Source organism: Clostridium sp. MF28, assembly GCF_002969175.1.
Taxonomy (GTDB): Bacteria; Bacillota; Clostridia; order Clostridiales; family Clostridiaceae; genus Clostridium; species Clostridium beijerinckii.
In genome coordinates this window covers 3,835,433-3,850,552 of sequence record NZ_CP014331.1, presented here as the reverse complement: position 1 = coordinate 3,850,552, position 15,120 = coordinate 3,835,433, and the positions used below count along the sequence as shown (strand labels likewise).

14 protein-coding genes (1 of these 14 running past the window's edge) are annotated in these 15,120 nt (G+C 27.9%); all 14 read right to left on the bottom strand.

Going from position 1 to position 15,120, the window contains the following annotated elements; translation table 11 throughout:
- Positions 1-199, bottom strand: the start of a protein-coding gene (locus tag AXY43_RS16925; protein WP_054249155.1) for a M13 family metallopeptidase. Its footprint begins 1,862 nt before the window's first position; the window shows 199 of its 2,061 coding nt (coding positions 1-199); it begins with the start codon at positions 197-199; its stop codon lies off the left edge, out of view.
- 206 nt (positions 200-405) lie between these two features.
- Entirely contained in the window at positions 406-615 is a 210-nt protein-coding gene (locus AXY43_RS16920; RefSeq protein ID WP_023975999.1) for a DUF350 domain-containing protein, read from the bottom strand.
- A 101-nt stretch (positions 616-716) separates the two neighbouring features.
- Positions 717-3,179, bottom strand: coding sequence for a glutathionylspermidine synthase family protein (locus AXY43_RS16915; RefSeq protein ID WP_023976000.1), 2,463 nt, complete (start codon positions 3,177-3,179; stop codon positions 717-719).
- 75 nt (positions 3,180-3,254) lie between these two features.
- Positions 3,255-3,569: a hypothetical protein gene (locus tag AXY43_RS16910; protein ID WP_011967713.1), complete on the bottom strand. Its 315-nt coding sequence runs from the start codon at positions 3,567-3,569 to the stop codon at positions 3,255-3,257.
- Positions 3,569-4,198, bottom strand: a complete 630-nt coding sequence (locus AXY43_RS16905; RefSeq protein WP_105411865.1) for a normocyte-binding protein — start codon at positions 4,196-4,198, stop codon at positions 3,569-3,571. The genes AXY43_RS16910 and AXY43_RS16905 overlap by 1 nt, the downstream gene beginning before the upstream one ends.
- A 6-nt stretch (positions 4,199-4,204) precedes the next feature.
- Positions 4,205-4,588 carry a hypothetical protein gene (locus AXY43_RS16900; RefSeq protein ID WP_023976002.1) on the bottom strand — a complete coding sequence of 128 codons (384 nt, stop codon included), beginning with the start codon at positions 4,586-4,588 and terminating at the stop codon, positions 4,205-4,207.
- 102 nt (positions 4,589-4,690) lie between these two features.
- Entirely contained in the window at positions 4,691-6,739 is a 2,049-nt protein-coding gene (locus AXY43_RS16895; RefSeq protein WP_023976003.1) for an MASE3 domain-containing sensor histidine kinase, read from the bottom strand.
- A gap of 295 nt (positions 6,740-7,034) precedes the next feature.
- Positions 7,035-8,147, bottom strand: a complete 1,113-nt coding sequence (locus AXY43_RS16890; protein ID WP_023976004.1) for a glycoside hydrolase family 113 — start codon at positions 8,145-8,147, stop codon at positions 7,035-7,037.
- 910 nt (positions 8,148-9,057) lie between these two features.
- Positions 9,058-9,393 carry a helix-turn-helix domain-containing protein gene (locus AXY43_RS16885; RefSeq protein WP_105411864.1) on the bottom strand — a complete coding sequence of 112 codons (336 nt, stop codon included), beginning with the start codon at positions 9,391-9,393 and terminating at the stop codon, positions 9,058-9,060.
- Positions 9,394-9,680: 287 nt separating this feature from the next.
- Positions 9,681-10,433, bottom strand: a complete 753-nt coding sequence (gene istB / locus AXY43_RS16880; RefSeq protein ID WP_078114545.1) for an IS21-like element helper ATPase IstB — start codon at positions 10,431-10,433, stop codon at positions 9,681-9,683.
- Positions 10,426-11,721, bottom strand: coding sequence for an IS21 family transposase (gene istA / locus AXY43_RS16875; protein WP_077857071.1), 1,296 nt, complete (start codon positions 11,719-11,721; stop codon positions 10,426-10,428). The genes istB and istA overlap by 8 nt, the downstream gene beginning before the upstream one ends.
- 222 nt (positions 11,722-11,943) lie before the next feature.
- The gene (locus tag AXY43_RS28515) at positions 11,944-12,066 is read right to left on the bottom strand and encodes a hypothetical protein (RefSeq protein ID WP_278337368.1); all 123 of its coding nucleotides are present in this window, start codon (positions 12,064-12,066) and stop codon (positions 11,944-11,946) included.
- A 214-nt stretch (positions 12,067-12,280) separates the two neighbouring features.
- Positions 12,281-14,014: an RNA-binding domain-containing protein gene (locus AXY43_RS16870; protein WP_242986321.1), complete on the bottom strand. Its 1,734-nt coding sequence runs from the start codon at positions 14,012-14,014 to the stop codon at positions 12,281-12,283.
- Between the two features lie 227 nt (positions 14,015-14,241).
- Entirely contained in the window at positions 14,242-15,078 is an 837-nt protein-coding gene (locus tag AXY43_RS16865) for a hypothetical protein (RefSeq protein WP_105411862.1), read from the bottom strand.
- Positions 15,079-15,120 lie beyond the last annotated feature (42 nt).

Genomic DNA, 15,120 nt, shown 5'->3' with positions numbered 1-15,120 from the left:
TTGATAACCATTCCTTATTTACTGCATTATAAAAATCATCCTCTATCCTAGCATCACTATATGATTCTATACTATTACTGTTTAGAACACTTATTATATTAAATTCTGAGCTATATGGAGTATTATTTAATGAAGTTGATATACTTAAAAATAATACTAATATTATTGATGTAATTTTCTTAAGTGTAATTTTTCTCATACGTCTCTCTCCTCCTTAGTATTTTAATTGTAATTATCTATTTAATAACGATTCCAATCGTTTCACCTAAAGTTAGCCTAATACTATTATTTAATTTATTGCTATAAATAATTCATGTTTTTAAAATAAACAAAAAAAACCATCTTGAAATATCTATTTATTTCAAGATGGTTTTTGAATTATTACTCTTCGTAAATATATTATTTTTAAGATACGACTCCTGAAATTATAATTCCTATAGAAATCATAAAACCAGCTATAACTATAGCAACTGCAATATTTTTCTCCTTTAATTCTTGATTAAAATCAATCTTAGTTAGTACTTTATCAAAAAAGCAGTATCCGAAAATCAGCAATATAATACCTATCAATCCAAAAATAATACTAACTACAATATTGTTTACAATACCAGTCATAAATCTCTCCTCCTTATTACTATTTAAATAATTAGCCTTAGCTCATATTCTTCTATAATTGTATATTTTTAATATTACACTAATCAAATTTAAAGCCTATATTAACACTCAATGTATGTAGCAACACACATTGCATTTTTATCAGTTATAAAATCTCCCATTCTAGTAAATACTCCTGATGGTATATCACCTGTTATATATGTACCTATTACAGGAAACAAGTATTTGCTTTCCTCTTTCATTGTTGAATAAATATTTGAATATAACGGTTTAATATTTATTCTATCTTGAAACACTATATCATCTAATTCTTTACTCATTTCATCATAACTTAACATAACACCTGCTCCTTCCCTTGAAAGATATGGCTTGGTTACATAATCAAAAGAAAGAACATTATCAGGCTCTAAACATGTATATGGTATATATTTCAAAACAAACTCCTCATCATCACGTGAAAAGATTTTTTTTCTAACAAGCTCATGAATAACTGCGAATAGAGCCTTTGATTGAGTTATAAGTGTATGTCCAGGATTTATCAAGTACTGTCCCGAACTTAAAGGATCAATTAGTTTTTTCATTTCATCTTCATAAGAAAACCAATCTAATGGATAATGCCTATAAATGGCATCAATTTCATTCCCATAGAGATAAATCTTATTATTATTTACTTTCAAATCATATATATTTCCAAAAATTACACTATACTCATTCAATTCCTTTAATATTTCAGCTATTAAATTGCTTGTATATATATCCTCATAATACCAAGAAGTTACAACAGCAATATTTTTAACTTTTTTTATTTTCTTAAGTTCTTCTAATATATTAAAAAATGATTTTTTTATATGCTCCTTGAGATTTACATTAGGGTTTTGATATTGGATATTAAGTTTTTCTTTAATTATAGAATTTAATCCAATTGCTTCAACTAAACCTGCAGGTGTCTCAGAATTAAATTCTAAAATTTTCAAACTTCCATCATTATCAATAGCAAAATCAATTCTTCCTAATGCACAAAGTGATGTAGCACATGAAGTTGAAACTAATTTATAAAGTTCTTCTGGTATACCTAGTATAGGACCGAAAAGTTCTATTTCTTTTTGTATATATGGATATATTTTTTTTAAAATCTCACAAAACTTACTACTTACTGAAAGCATTTCTTTATAGGCACATTCTTTTAAAATTAGTGAGTTCAATGATATGTATTCATAAATATTTGTGTAAGCTCCTGTGAAATTATATTTAAATACACTTTCATCTATTATTTCATCCCAAATTTCTTTTCTATTTTTAGGATTAAATTCCTTTATATAAACCGGGAAATTTTCAACTCCTATTGGGCACATCCATGTGTAATCATCATTAGTTAGAAGTTCTCTACTCCATCTAACCAAAAGTCCCTCTACTTTATAATCCATTATATAAATACCAAAGTTTCCAAAGGCCAAAACTGGAATATTCATATTATTGTTCCCAGGCGCATAAGTATATTCTTGTCTAATATTTATCAACTTCTGCTTTACATGTACTTTATTGCTTTTAGATACAGTTTCAATTTTATTTTCCCACATTTCTTGTGTATAAAGCTTACCTATGTAAACCTCTTGACTATATCGACCCAAGGACGATTTAACAACATAGCTGTCCTTATTGATTATTACATCTTGTATATCATCCTGATTTAGTATTTCTGTGTACGGAATACATTTTGTAATTATTTCTTTATCCCTAATTGAAAGAAGCTTTGAATCAGATTTAACTAGATTCCATAAATAAGCGAAGAAGCCTTTTGCCTGAATAGCAATTACTCTAGGATCGTTAATTAACAATAGATTCCCACAATCAACAGAATTCAATATTTCACTTATATTAGAAATTTCATAAAAAAATTCTGTAGGAAACAATCTTAAAATTATTTTAAGCTTAAAATTAGAATATGCATAAACATATCCATCTCTTACAGATAAATTATTGGGTCCAACTTGTACTATGTTAATATTAGTATCTTTCAAAATATGTTTAAAGTAATAACTGTGATGTAATTCTTCATAATGACACGGATCCATCAAAAATCCCACATCTATTTTTTCTTTCTCCATCTCATATTCTTTACATATTTTTAATAATTCTTTAACTACATTATTTATAAAACTAACATTTATATTTCCATCAAAACTACATTTACCTGCTAAATCAATTTCTTTTTGACCACAAGGTTTATCATAATTAAATTCTGCAAAATAAATATCCCCATCAACGTCTCTAAAAGTATCATATCTGGCCCAAAACATCGGAGACATTTGGCATTTCAAGTTAAATATTTTTTCTTTAAACATGAAATCATCAAAATAATTCAATAACTCACTATGCCCTTCCTTAATGTTCTTAAGTACATTTAATGAAATTCTATTTATTTCTTCACTATAAAACACCATTTTTTCATAAGTTGATTTATCAAAATAAAACGGTATTTGCGAGTGAACATACTCTTCACCTAAAGAACTCACCATATAGTTATTAAATAAAACATCTTCAGTATAATTAATCTGTTTTTCCATAGAGTAATCCACATCCTAAATAATTTCTTTGCATACATAAAGATACTTAAAATTTTAATTATCTTGTCGCTTATGCTAACTTGATGAACTTCCGCCCTTTGATCCAGAGTATCCCGATGATTTACCAACTGACGAATCTGATATGCTAGCTTTGCTCTTGCTAGAAGAGTCACTATTTATAGATGAACCACTGCTAAAACTATTCCACCCTCCAACGTGCCCACCGCCACTATAATTAGAACCATTTCCATCTTGGTCTTCGTCATCTTCTTTTTGAGGGTTGTAACAGCCTGTAAATCCAAGCGGTCCACTTACAAAAAATGCAGCAGCTACCGCAATGGATAATGCTTTCCTCTTATTTTTCTTTACTATCTGCTTGAAATCTTTCATTATCCCCTCACCTTTATCACTTCTACTTCTATATCCTCATTTATAAAATTTATATAATCCTGTAAGTCATCTTTAATCTTATTTATAGTCAAAATAGTTATTTTAATGTATCCAAGAATTTTTAGTATATCCGCACTTGGAAGATCATCATCACTTATTCCATATTGATTATTCAATTTATCTTTCAAGTCATCACTCTTCCAATTATCATTATACCTATCATACGGTATCAGCATAATAAACTTTTCAGTACTTATTTTCTTTAAATTCAAACCATTATTTATCAATTTATTAATATTCTCTTTTGTCCCTATTATTCCAAATGGATGGAATAATAAATTAATATTTAGAATCGGTTTTATAAAATATTCATTATTTAATAAAAACGCTAAATTTAAAATCTCATCAATAGGTAAATCAACAATCAAAAAATTATTCTCGCTGCAGTTTTCCACTATTATATTCAATGCACCTTGATTGCATTGACATGTATTTTCTTCTTTTAATATGAAATTATCATAGGTTTGAATGGAAACAAACGGTGTACTTCTGAAGAACCCTTGAAATGGCCCTAAATTTGACTTCCATATTCTATACACCTTTCTTAAATCTATATCTTGTAGATACATATAATCCTACCTTTCATATGTTACCGCATAAATTCCACATAAAGATATGCACTGCTTAAACCCCTCTTGAGTTATAAAAACTAAGTGACTATCTGTGGATTCACTTTCACATACTTCCCCCATAATGGTAATTTCCGGATTAGAGTTTTGCCAAGAATTAAAATTTGAATAAATATTGATTTCTTTAGCATATGATAAAAAACCATATGAAAGCTTATAAACAATCGCAAAGTTATTTTTTAATGAAAGTATTTGCCTATACCTCTTGAATTCTTCCAATGTATCAATAACTAAAACTCCATTGTATATAGAATTCACCTCGCCCTCCAAGGTCTCAGTTGGTTTATCATCAAACCACTCATTATAAGTCCTATAAATAAAAATCTCCATTATTTACTCCTCATTTACTTTATAATACTAAATAAATATTACTCATATCTATCATCACTTACATGTCGTGCTCTGCACAGATCATTACGCAAATTTACAAATTTAATAATATATATCTGAAAACTCAATACTTATCTTTTCTACTTTACTTTCATATAAACGTCCATCTGATGATAGTTTATCTTCAACAAATCTAACAGGCAACTTGACTACAAATTCGCTTCCTTTTCCAAATTCACTAAAAGCCTTAATATCTCCATTATGCATATCTACAATAGATTTTACAAGGGATAGCCCTATACCACTGCCCTGGCTATTGCGCGCAAGTGTTTTGTCTATTTGTCCAAATCTTTCAAAAATCATATTTAGTTTATCCTTCGGCATTCCAACGCCATTATCTTTAACAGATATTACAATATTATCTTTTTTATCATACATATTAACCAATATCTGTCCTCCTTTATCAGTAAATTTAATAGCATTAGATAATAAGTTTAACATTATCCTTTCAATTTTATCCAAATCGATTGCCATATCCTTTTCTTCCACATCTGTATCAAATATTAAGTCAATCCCCTTATTATTTGCATAATCTGCAACTGATAATGTTATATCTTCAATGACACTTACAACATTATAGTTTTGGAGATTCATTTTAAAGTATCCAGAATCAAACTTTGATATGTCAATAAGATTATTTACAAGTCTTACAAGCCTATAGCAATTTTGTTTCATTGTTTTTAAGTATTTACCTGATTCTAACTTATTTTTATCATTGCCTGACAATGATAAGATCTGAACAGCACCCAGAAGTACATTCAATGGTGTTTTAAGTTCATGGGATATATTAGAAAAGAATTCTGTCATCATCTTATTAAGTTCTGTAGCCTTACTTATCAATTTTTTGTTTTCCTCGATGTTACTTTCTAAAAGTTGTATTTGCCTTCTTGAGGTAATATCCCTAAGCATGACCATGGCAGAAGGTTGTCCTTTATACATACAAAAGCTATTTGTAACTTCAATGTCCACAATTTTCCCATCAAGTCTCAATAGCTTGCTTTCAACAAATGGTGTACTTAATTTATTACATATAGCATTATCTATTCTTCTATAAACTGCACCTTTAGCTTCATCTGTAATTATTTTCTCAATATCTATTCCTATGATTTCTTCAACCTTTTCCGCTCCCAAGAGTTCAGCCATTTTCTCGTTCGCAAATATAAACTTATTATTACTAATAACAAAAATTGCATTGTCAGAGTTGTTTATTATCATATTAAGACATTCTTCATTATTAAATACTATTTCTTCAAATAATTTCACTTTATTATCAGCAGTATATAAATCGCTATTCATAAGATTATATGGCTTTCTAAGTCCTGTCTCTACAACTCCTTTGTATAAAAAATATGCAGCTAAAATCATTATAGTATGTCCTATTATAGTGGTAAATTCTGACGGAACTATATAACTTACAAAAAACATTTCGCATACTCCAGATAATATAAGAAAGCATTCAAAACATACAAATAAATACTTATCAATATTTTTTCCGAATATAAAAAATACAGTAGCAATTATTAAAAATGCAGTACACAATACATATTCACTAACTATTTTAAAGGAGGTCAGCCCCACATTTTCCACATAACAATCTGGAAAAACTTTAAATATACATATTGACGATATCAAAAATATTGTTATGCAAAAATAAGCGATGAATAGTGCGTACGGATTTATATTCCTTTGTGGGCTTATTTTAAATATTATTGCAATCAAACATGTAAAAGCACCCATGTATCTTGAAGCAATCCAAAATTGGGTTGCTATCTTTAATCCATCCATACTGCTTAAGAAAGGCATTCCAGTATAAGTAAGCATATGAAATATTCCTAGTACTGCTACAAAAAAGTATCCAATTCCCAATATTAATAGGAAGTTGTTCTTATTAATTCTATAAGTATTAAAAGCAAATACAAATACTACTGCAAAAATAAAATTAATAAATAACTCAATTCCAGTATGAAAAAATAAATTACTATAGTTGTTCATAATAATCAGAAATCCCATAAAAATAAAAAAAAAGCTCCATTCTATCAACAACTCAAATTTGATAGATTTTGAAAGCCTTCTAATTCCTCCTGTACTCACAATGTGTACCTCCTTATAAACGTTTCTTAATAAAATTATCTTTAGATTTGTTTAATCATCTCACTATTCTTTATTTTACTACTTATACATAAATATGTAAATGTATTCGTTGTTATAGGAAAACTCTAAAAGCTTTGTAACTTCTTTTAAAAAGTTACATATAGGCTCTAAAAAATGCTAAACATAAAATGTCTCATGGGTATCATATTGTTCACAATAATTCTATATACTGTAAATTTTATTAGTTAGAGCCTATATACATTTTTATTAAACTTCCTATAAACATATCCTTTTATTAGCTTTCATTTTTTGTATACCATTTTCTTATAATTTCAGCACTTTCCTCACTTGGATAATACTTTTTATCGTCACTAGTTTCACCTATTGCAAATATAGAGAATCCAAGGTTCCAAGGTTCATTCTCAAACACGCTTCTATATGCCTCAAAGCAATTTGCCTGTTCCTTATTATTTACAATATCAGAAATCAACGGATTATGTGGCTGAACAGAAGCCTTATTAGTTCTTGGAAAACCTAATTCTCCAAAGAAAATTGGCTTATTCCATTTATCATAGAAGTTTTTTACTTCCTGTTTTATATTTTGTTTTCTATCATATATTTGGCTACGCTCTAATGAACTTATTAAATTTTCTACCGTATTCGTGTCATTAGAAGTAAGCTCAAAATAAGCTGCTATAGAAATGAAATCTACCTTTGAAAATATCCTATTATTTAATTTTTCATTATACTTATCTGTAAATTCTGGTGAGAAATCTTTCGCTGTAACCCAAAAATTTGTTCTATAAGTTAATAGACCTTTATATCGATCTCTAACATAATCAACCATATCACACATTTTCTGCTCATTAGATTCCATATACACAAAACTAGTCCCTATGTTTAATGCGTCAACATGATATGGTATAGCTATATCTTTAATTAAATTTCCCAAAACATTATTAGTCCAGTTATTAAAAAACTCATCTATATTATCTGGTTTCCATTCTGTTTCTCCCACACTTCCGTTTTCAATCCATGGATAAGGTTCTAATATTATGTTTATTTTCTTCCATCTTAATTTTTTAAATAATTCAATAGCCCTCTTCTCACTTCCTTTATCTATTATCATATTACCAGAAGTTCTACTATCTATATTTATAACTACTGGAACATTTAAAGTATTCAACTGCAATTTATCTATATCTTTAAGCACTTGATCTATATTATAGTCAGTTGATAAATTCCCAGATTTAATTTTTATTTGAAATTTTGAATTTAATGTTTTTCCCTCTATTTTATTAATCATCTCATTAATAAATCCTCTTGACTCTACGTTAATGTTATAAGCATAAAAAGCAAATGTAATCATACTTAAAGTAATAAATATTAATACTCCTCTTTTAGTCATTTTATCACCTACCACCTACTCTATCAGTTAATTGTATATTATTTCCATACACCTTCATTACTCAGTTTGCGTATTTCTCAAATTACTTTTTCAAAAATCTCAATAACTAGGAAAATCCTACATTATATTAATAACATTAAGCCTTCAAGCTCTAAATATAGCAACTTAATATTCAACACGACTTACAGTAAGTACTTCAGAAAACAAACTCTTTTACAATATAGGCGCGTTTATATTAGATATTTTTTCATTCCCTCTTACAAATATTATACCTAAATTCTTACTGTCTACTATTAGTCCTTTCTCTGAATTTCCTCAAAATAACTCTTTATCAGACTAGATAGAATTTTAGTTCCACCATCACATATTTTATCGAGCAAAATAGAAATAACAAAGATTTACATAGTTCTTCTAAATAACCTTATTATTACTTCTCATCAATATATCATCTTCTAATATATTACTATATAACGAAAAATTAGGCAAAAATGTAATGACAGCCCAACCCTGATTTTTATTTTTTATGCTCTATAAATAGAAAACGCCAACAATTTAGAAAAACTCTAAATTGTTGGCATCACCATTATTAATGGTGCACTTGGTGGGATTCGAACCCACGACTTCTGGAAAAATATAAGTTGGTATTTTTTGCTATTAAATAGTCATAAATGGCTCAAATACGTTTCCTAATATATTCCACATTGTTAAATATTACTGTCCAATGTTATTGGATAAGGGGCAAAAATGGGGCAAATTTATACTTCATTTCTTTTAAATCTAATATCATAATCTGATACTTTTAATAAATTGAACCAACTCAATTTTACAGACAGTGTCTGTAAAATTTTAAGATATTGTACTGCATCATAGAGCTATTAAATACTCTTACAACTTTTAAAAAAAATTAGAACTATATCTTAGGTATCAAAGCTTCTGAATCTGGTATGAAAAATTTACTTTTAAATTCATTTGCCATTTCATTAATCTCTAGATCATTACTTAAATCAATAATATCTACAAATTTATCTAAATCAAAACCTAATAAAAAATCTGTAGTAACGTTATAATATGATGCTAAACATTTTAATTGATCATATTTGGGTTTTGATTTGCCACTTTCCCATTTAGCAATCATACTTTTATTAATATTTGTATTAAATTTCTCATTAACATCCGTAGCTAATTCTTCTAAAGCAATATTTTTATTTTCTCTTAATCTCTTAAGAATTGCGCTTGTTACATCCATATTCTCACTCCTATATTTACCATTTTTACTTACCTAAATTATACAATTAAGCAAACCAAATGTAAATATTTCACATAAATACGATTAATATGATAGCAACTCCTATAAATCTTTAAACTTTAATTTAATCAACTTTGGATAGAAACTAATTTAAACATTAATACTATTTTTATTCACATTATTGTCTTTATTCTTAATACTTATCTACACAAAATTCTATTACTTGTTGATATATATAAATGTCAAGCTAGAAATGTAACTTTTTGATCATTTAAGAATGTGGTTTTTTAATCTTCTTCTTGTTTAAAATGATCTTTTAGTCTATATGATTTTCCATTGATTGTAACAACATGGGCGTGATGTAAAATTCTATCTAAGATAGCACTAGCTATAACAGGATCATAAAAAATATCATCCCAAGAGTTAAAATTTATGTTGGTAGTTAAGATAGTGCTTTTTTTCTCATACCTCATATCAATTAATTGGAAAAACAGTTTCGAATCTTCTTTATCTATAGGTAAATATCCCAATTCATCAATAATAAGAAGTTTATACTTACTAAAATGCTTAAGTCTAGCATCTAACCTATTCTCTAAATTTGCTCGTTTTAGCTGCTGCAGCAAATCATTACACTTAATGAAATATGTACTGTACCGGCGCTTCGCAGCCGCGATTCCTATAGATGTCGCAAGATGTGTTTTCCCAACTCCGCTAGAACCTAAAAATACAATATTTTCTTGTGATTCTAAAAAACGCAGTGTTAAAAAATCCAATATTTGATCTTTATTAATTCCAGGTTGAAAATTAAAGTCAAAATCTTTAATTTCCTTTTGATGTGGAAAAGCCCCAACCTTAACCATTGATTTAATCATATTGGCTTCTTTACAGTCGATCTCGTGAGCTGTAAGCTTAATTAAAGCATCAACAAAAGATAGATTGTTTTTTGTTGTAAAATCAATAACTTCGTCCAAATGAGTAATCATTTGCTTCATCTTCAAATATTCTAAATTATTTATGAGTTGTGTATATGTACTATTCATTTTGATATATTTCTCCTATCATTTTCAAATTATTTCTGGCTACTTCTATCATTTCATATGAATTTTTATTAAATGTTAAACCACTGATTTCAGCATAATGATCAGCATGATAATTTAACTTCTGATTTTTTATTCTATGAATAGTAACTAACTTTGTGCTATAATACACATGTAGTTGATCATCATAAACTTGAAGTTTTAGTTTTTTACCTATATATTCTGGTGGTACAGAATATTGGTTTGATTTATATGAAATCATACTTTGGCGATTTACTTTAACATTTGTGGTGATTATTTTGTGGTGATTTCTTATCTGTACTTTAGGCAGTTCTGATAAGAAATCTTTTTCTTTTTCTAAATGCAATATGGGTATTTTACCAGTTGATGTATGGCATGTACCATTAATTCTATTGTTTAAATCCGAAACAAGCTTATGCAGACCTTCATAATCTAAGGTTCCATTATAGGCCCTTATTTCGTCTAATAGTTTCATAGGAGCCTCAACTTTTGCTTTTGTATTCGGTCTTCCTGCTATGCAGGGACGGACCTTAAATCCATAGTCATCTGCAAATTGTTGAAATTTATTGTTTACTTTTCCCTTAGAATAAGTAGTTCGAGGGTTATCCATAACTGTTTTCATGTTATCTGTTAGTAATTCTTTTGGCACACCTCCAAAAGTTTCGAATGACTCATCTAAAAAAGATAGTAGTATATCTTGCGTTTTATCAATCGATAATTTATATACTCTAAACCTTGAGTATGAAAGGATTACCACAAAAATATTTATATTAATAATTTCACCTGTAGTCAAAACAAATTCTATATTTTCTTTCCAATCCAATTGTGCTTGTTGCCCTTTCTCCGTTTCATATCGCATAGGCGAAGCATTTGATATATGTCCTTTTTTCCTATTATTAAAGTACTCATTAAATTCTGAGTGATTAGAAATGTATCTTCTAAACGAAGATTGTGCGCAATCTAGTCCATGATTATCTTTTAGATATTGCCATAAAATACGTTTATAATAAAATACTTGAATTGAATCTTTGCTAAGAAGCTCTTTTATAATAGGCTCAAAAGCTTCTATTTTAGATTTGCATTTTCTAGTGGTAGGTTTGACATATCCATTTATATATTTGCCTACGGTTCGAGGATCAACTCCAAGTTCTCTAGCTATTTGGCTTTTATTTACTTTCAAATTGTTTACCTCCATAAGTGGCTTTAATTTATGAAGATCTTCTACCTTATTTATTTTAATTTCTGAATAAATGTTTGTTTGTATAATCATAATTACCCCCAATAAATATTGGGTAATTATAATTTATAAAAACTAATTTGTACATTCTTAAATGATCATTTCCTTACATTCTTATCTTATCATTTATAATATATATTATAGACAATATGTTTAACATCTTTCTATATCTATTCTTGGTATTCTATCATTTTTAATTTGTCTACTCGGTACTTTTCTATTTATTACTCCGTACCTTTCTCATTCTCTCTTATCTTATAGTCTATCACTTTCAACCTGTCTACTCGGTACTTTCTTTCTTATACTCAGTACCTTACTACCTATAACTCTCTTTGATATTTTGTTATTTTCAGCTATATACTCGATACTTTTTTTCATACTTAGTACCTATATAATTTTCACCTTATCCTACTAAAAACAATATTATTTTTTAATTCCTTCCTTAATTTATTTTAAAGAACTACTAATGTTATATCGTTGCACTTTTCTGTTGCTTCGTTGCACTTTTCTGTTGCTTCGTTGCACTTTTCTGTTGCTTCGTTGCACTCATACCGCTTTCCGTTACATTTTCATTACTTACGTTACACTTTAGCTATTTTAGAACATATCTAATTTTATTACCTGAACCTTCTTTTTTTATTTTTTCTTTTTTTATTAAGCTATTAAATAGTCTTACACTTTTATATTTTTCCAAGCCTAATTCAGATTTACAGATTGAATTAGTAATATATCCATTTTGTGTTACATAATTTAATATTTTAACTTCGTTATCTTTAAGCTTTACATCATTAACTATATTATCCCCATCATCTATAGGACTTGAATTTTCATCATCAAACATACTAGAAAGCATATATTTAGTTCCTCTTCCAACACCATCTGCTTCTAAAAATCCCTTATCTACTAATGAAGATAATATTTTATTACTATTTACTGTGTGGGTATCTAAAAGTTGTTGCAATCTATTATTAGTTACACATTCTTCCTGCTCTGCTGTAACTAAAGCCATAACTTCATCCTTACTTAACTTTGAATATTTTTCTTTAAGAACTGATTTAAGCTTTTCAATACTTTCTTTAGGCAATATTGATGTTGTTTTTAAGGTAAGTGTAATTCTATCTGGATCATAGGTTTCTTCTAAATCTGGAACTATCCATTTTTGCTCTTTCCATGCTAAATGGATATTTTCAAGACCAGATCCTGCTCTTTCACCAACACCTAACAAATTAAACATCTTAAATATGTTTTCATTTCTTGGATCACTGACTCCACCTTTTAGTGCTTCTTCTCTTGTTATCCGTAAATTACCTGGATTAAAAAATTTAAAATAAGTTTTTCCCTTTTCAATAACTATTCCTCTAGGTAATCTATAATCTGCATGTATAATGGAATTTGCAACTGCTTCTCTGACAGCCTTATGAACTCTTGTATCTTCCTGCCTGATTCCATCAATAGTTCTAAAAGGAATATTTAAATTATCTGTTATTTTATTTATAATCTTAAAATAGAAATCAAATAAATTTCCAGACCATGTTCCATCAGATGATATAATCCTATAATCCCATCTAACTTCATCAGATAATTTTTCTCTGTAATCTAGAAAATACTTAGGAAATTCATCTACAATTGATCTTTCTTCTCCAAACATCAAAAGCCCTGCTGCAGTTATTCCTTCTCTACCTGATTTTCTATCTTTTCCATAAGCACCTAATTTATAAAGAAAAGTTTTATTATCTAACGATAGCCATGGATGTTGTGGTTTTAGCGTACCTAATCTATTTCTAAAACTATTAATAGTATCAATATTTAAATCTTCCATTCCAAATCCATCTAAGATAACACTATCTTGTGATATCTCACCCTGATCTGCCAACATTCTTTTTATCTCTTCACTAGAGCATTTATAATCTCCAGAATAATTTCTTCTAAATGTTCCAGAACTCTTACCTTCATTAAATGGATTTTCTCCAATATATACTGGCCTTTGTCTTCTATCTGCTTTGGGTACATTTATTAATACTATTGTTTTATCCTCGACTACTCTGGTTTCAACAGAATTGTTACTTAATATATTGGAGCTTACTTTTTTAGAATTATTTAAATTATCCCATAAGTCCTTAATAATATCTTCTGCATTCTCCACTCCAATAGGATAAAACTTCCCCTTTTCTTCCTTCACTCCAAGAAGAATTGTTCCTCCATTGGTATTAGCAAAAGCTGAATAAGTTTCCCATAGATCCTTAGGCAATCCCCCTCCAGCTTTCTTACATTCAATTTCATCATTTTCAACTAGCGAAAATATATCAAGTTCCATAACCCTTCTCATCCCTCCATTCCTTTAAATTATCTATCCTTTGCTACTTACTATTAAATCCAAATATCTATATTCCTATTTTAACATTAAAAATAATTTTATTCACAATCTTTGTCCTTATTTTTATATTTATCCACATAAAACTTCACATTATTTGATATTTATATTATAGCCAAAATAATGCTTATATAAAATTTCATTTCAAATTAATTTTTTTTCTATGCTTCTTTGTATATTTTTTAATTTTTATCATCTTTATCCTTTGTAAAAATCATCTCTAAATATTTATCCCAATATTCGTCATCTCCATCAAACTCTTTTAGCCAAAAATACATCATTAATATCTCTATATACTGCTTTTTACCTTTTATATATGGTTTACTAGAAATCTTCGGATATAACAAATCAATACCAAACAAATTTGTTTTCTTAGTATAATCATATTCATATTTTCTATATGAATTTTCAACTCTCTTTTTATGAGTCCTAGGCCACATATCATCATTATCAAAAAATTTATTTAAGTATGAGTATACAAAAACCTCTATATTTACACCATACTTTTCCATGGTATCCTCTAGCCAAGCTGTGATTTTGTCAGATAAAAATGGAGCTCCAAATTCCTCATTACTTTTCATCCTATGATAATCTTTAATAAATAGAAATATCATTTCTGATTGATTCTTTAGATAAGGATATTTCTTTATTAAACCAGAATAATATTCATAAGAAATACTTCTAAATTCTCCATCTGCACTCATAGCAAGAAACAATTCATTCTCATCAAGTATATTTCCTATAATTTTATTCATACAATTCCCATGCTTATCATAGGTATCTACAAGCCAATCTTTAATATTATCACTATACTTACTTAATTGCTTTCTATATTTATTAAGTCTTTCATTATTTAATATAGTTTTTTGATCAATTTCACTGATATCTAAATAATTATTGTAATATTCAAATATATAATCAATGCAGCACTTAATATTCTCCAGTCTTTTATCCAGGTCAAACTCATTCAACTTATCTTCCTTTTTTCTCTTTTCAATATATTCTTCAATAGTAAGCATAGTATTCCTCCTTAAATTTATATATAACAAAACAGCCTTAAG

Bases quoted from the DNA above. Each gene is read 5' to 3' on its own strand.
- AXY43_RS16920 (WP_023975999.1), bottom strand. From the start codon at position 615: ATGACTGGTATTGTAAACAATATTGTAGTTAGTATTATTTTTGGATTG.
- AXY43_RS16915 (WP_023976000.1), bottom strand. From the start codon at position 3,179: ATGGAAAAACAGATTAATTATACTGAAGATGTTTTATTTAATAACTAT.
- AXY43_RS16910 (WP_011967713.1), bottom strand. From the start codon at position 3,569: ATGAAAGATTTCAAGCAGATAGTAAAGAAAAATAAGAGGAAAGCATTA.
- AXY43_RS16905 (WP_105411865.1), bottom strand. From the start codon at position 4,198: ATGTATCTACAAGATATAGATTTAAGAAAGGTGTATAGAATATGGAAG.
- AXY43_RS16900 (WP_023976002.1), bottom strand. From the start codon at position 4,588: ATGGAGATTTTTATTTATAGGACTTATAATGAGTGGTTTGATGATAAA.
- AXY43_RS16890 (WP_023976004.1), bottom strand. From the start codon at position 8,147: ATGACTAAAAGAGGAGTATTAATATTTATTACTTTAAGTATGATTACA.
- AXY43_RS16885 (WP_105411864.1), bottom strand. From the start codon at position 9,393: ATGGATGTAACAAGCGCAATTCTTAAGAGATTAAGAGAAAATAAAAAT.
- istB (WP_078114545.1), bottom strand. From the start codon at position 10,433: ATGAATAGTACATATACACAACTCATAAATAATTTAGAATATTTGAAG.
- istA (WP_077857071.1), bottom strand. From the start codon at position 11,721: ATGATTATACAAACAAACATTTATTCAGAAATTAAAATAAATAAGGTA.
- AXY43_RS28515 (WP_278337368.1), bottom strand. From the start codon at position 12,066: ATGAAAAAAAGTATCGAGTATATAGCTGAAAATAACAAAATATCAAAG.
- AXY43_RS16870 (WP_242986321.1), bottom strand. From the start codon at position 14,014: ATGAGAAGGGTTATGGAACTTGATATATTTTCGCTAGTTGAAAATGAT.
- AXY43_RS16865 (WP_105411862.1), bottom strand. From the start codon at position 15,078: ATGCTTACTATTGAAGAATATATTGAAAAGAGAAAAAAGGAAGATAAG.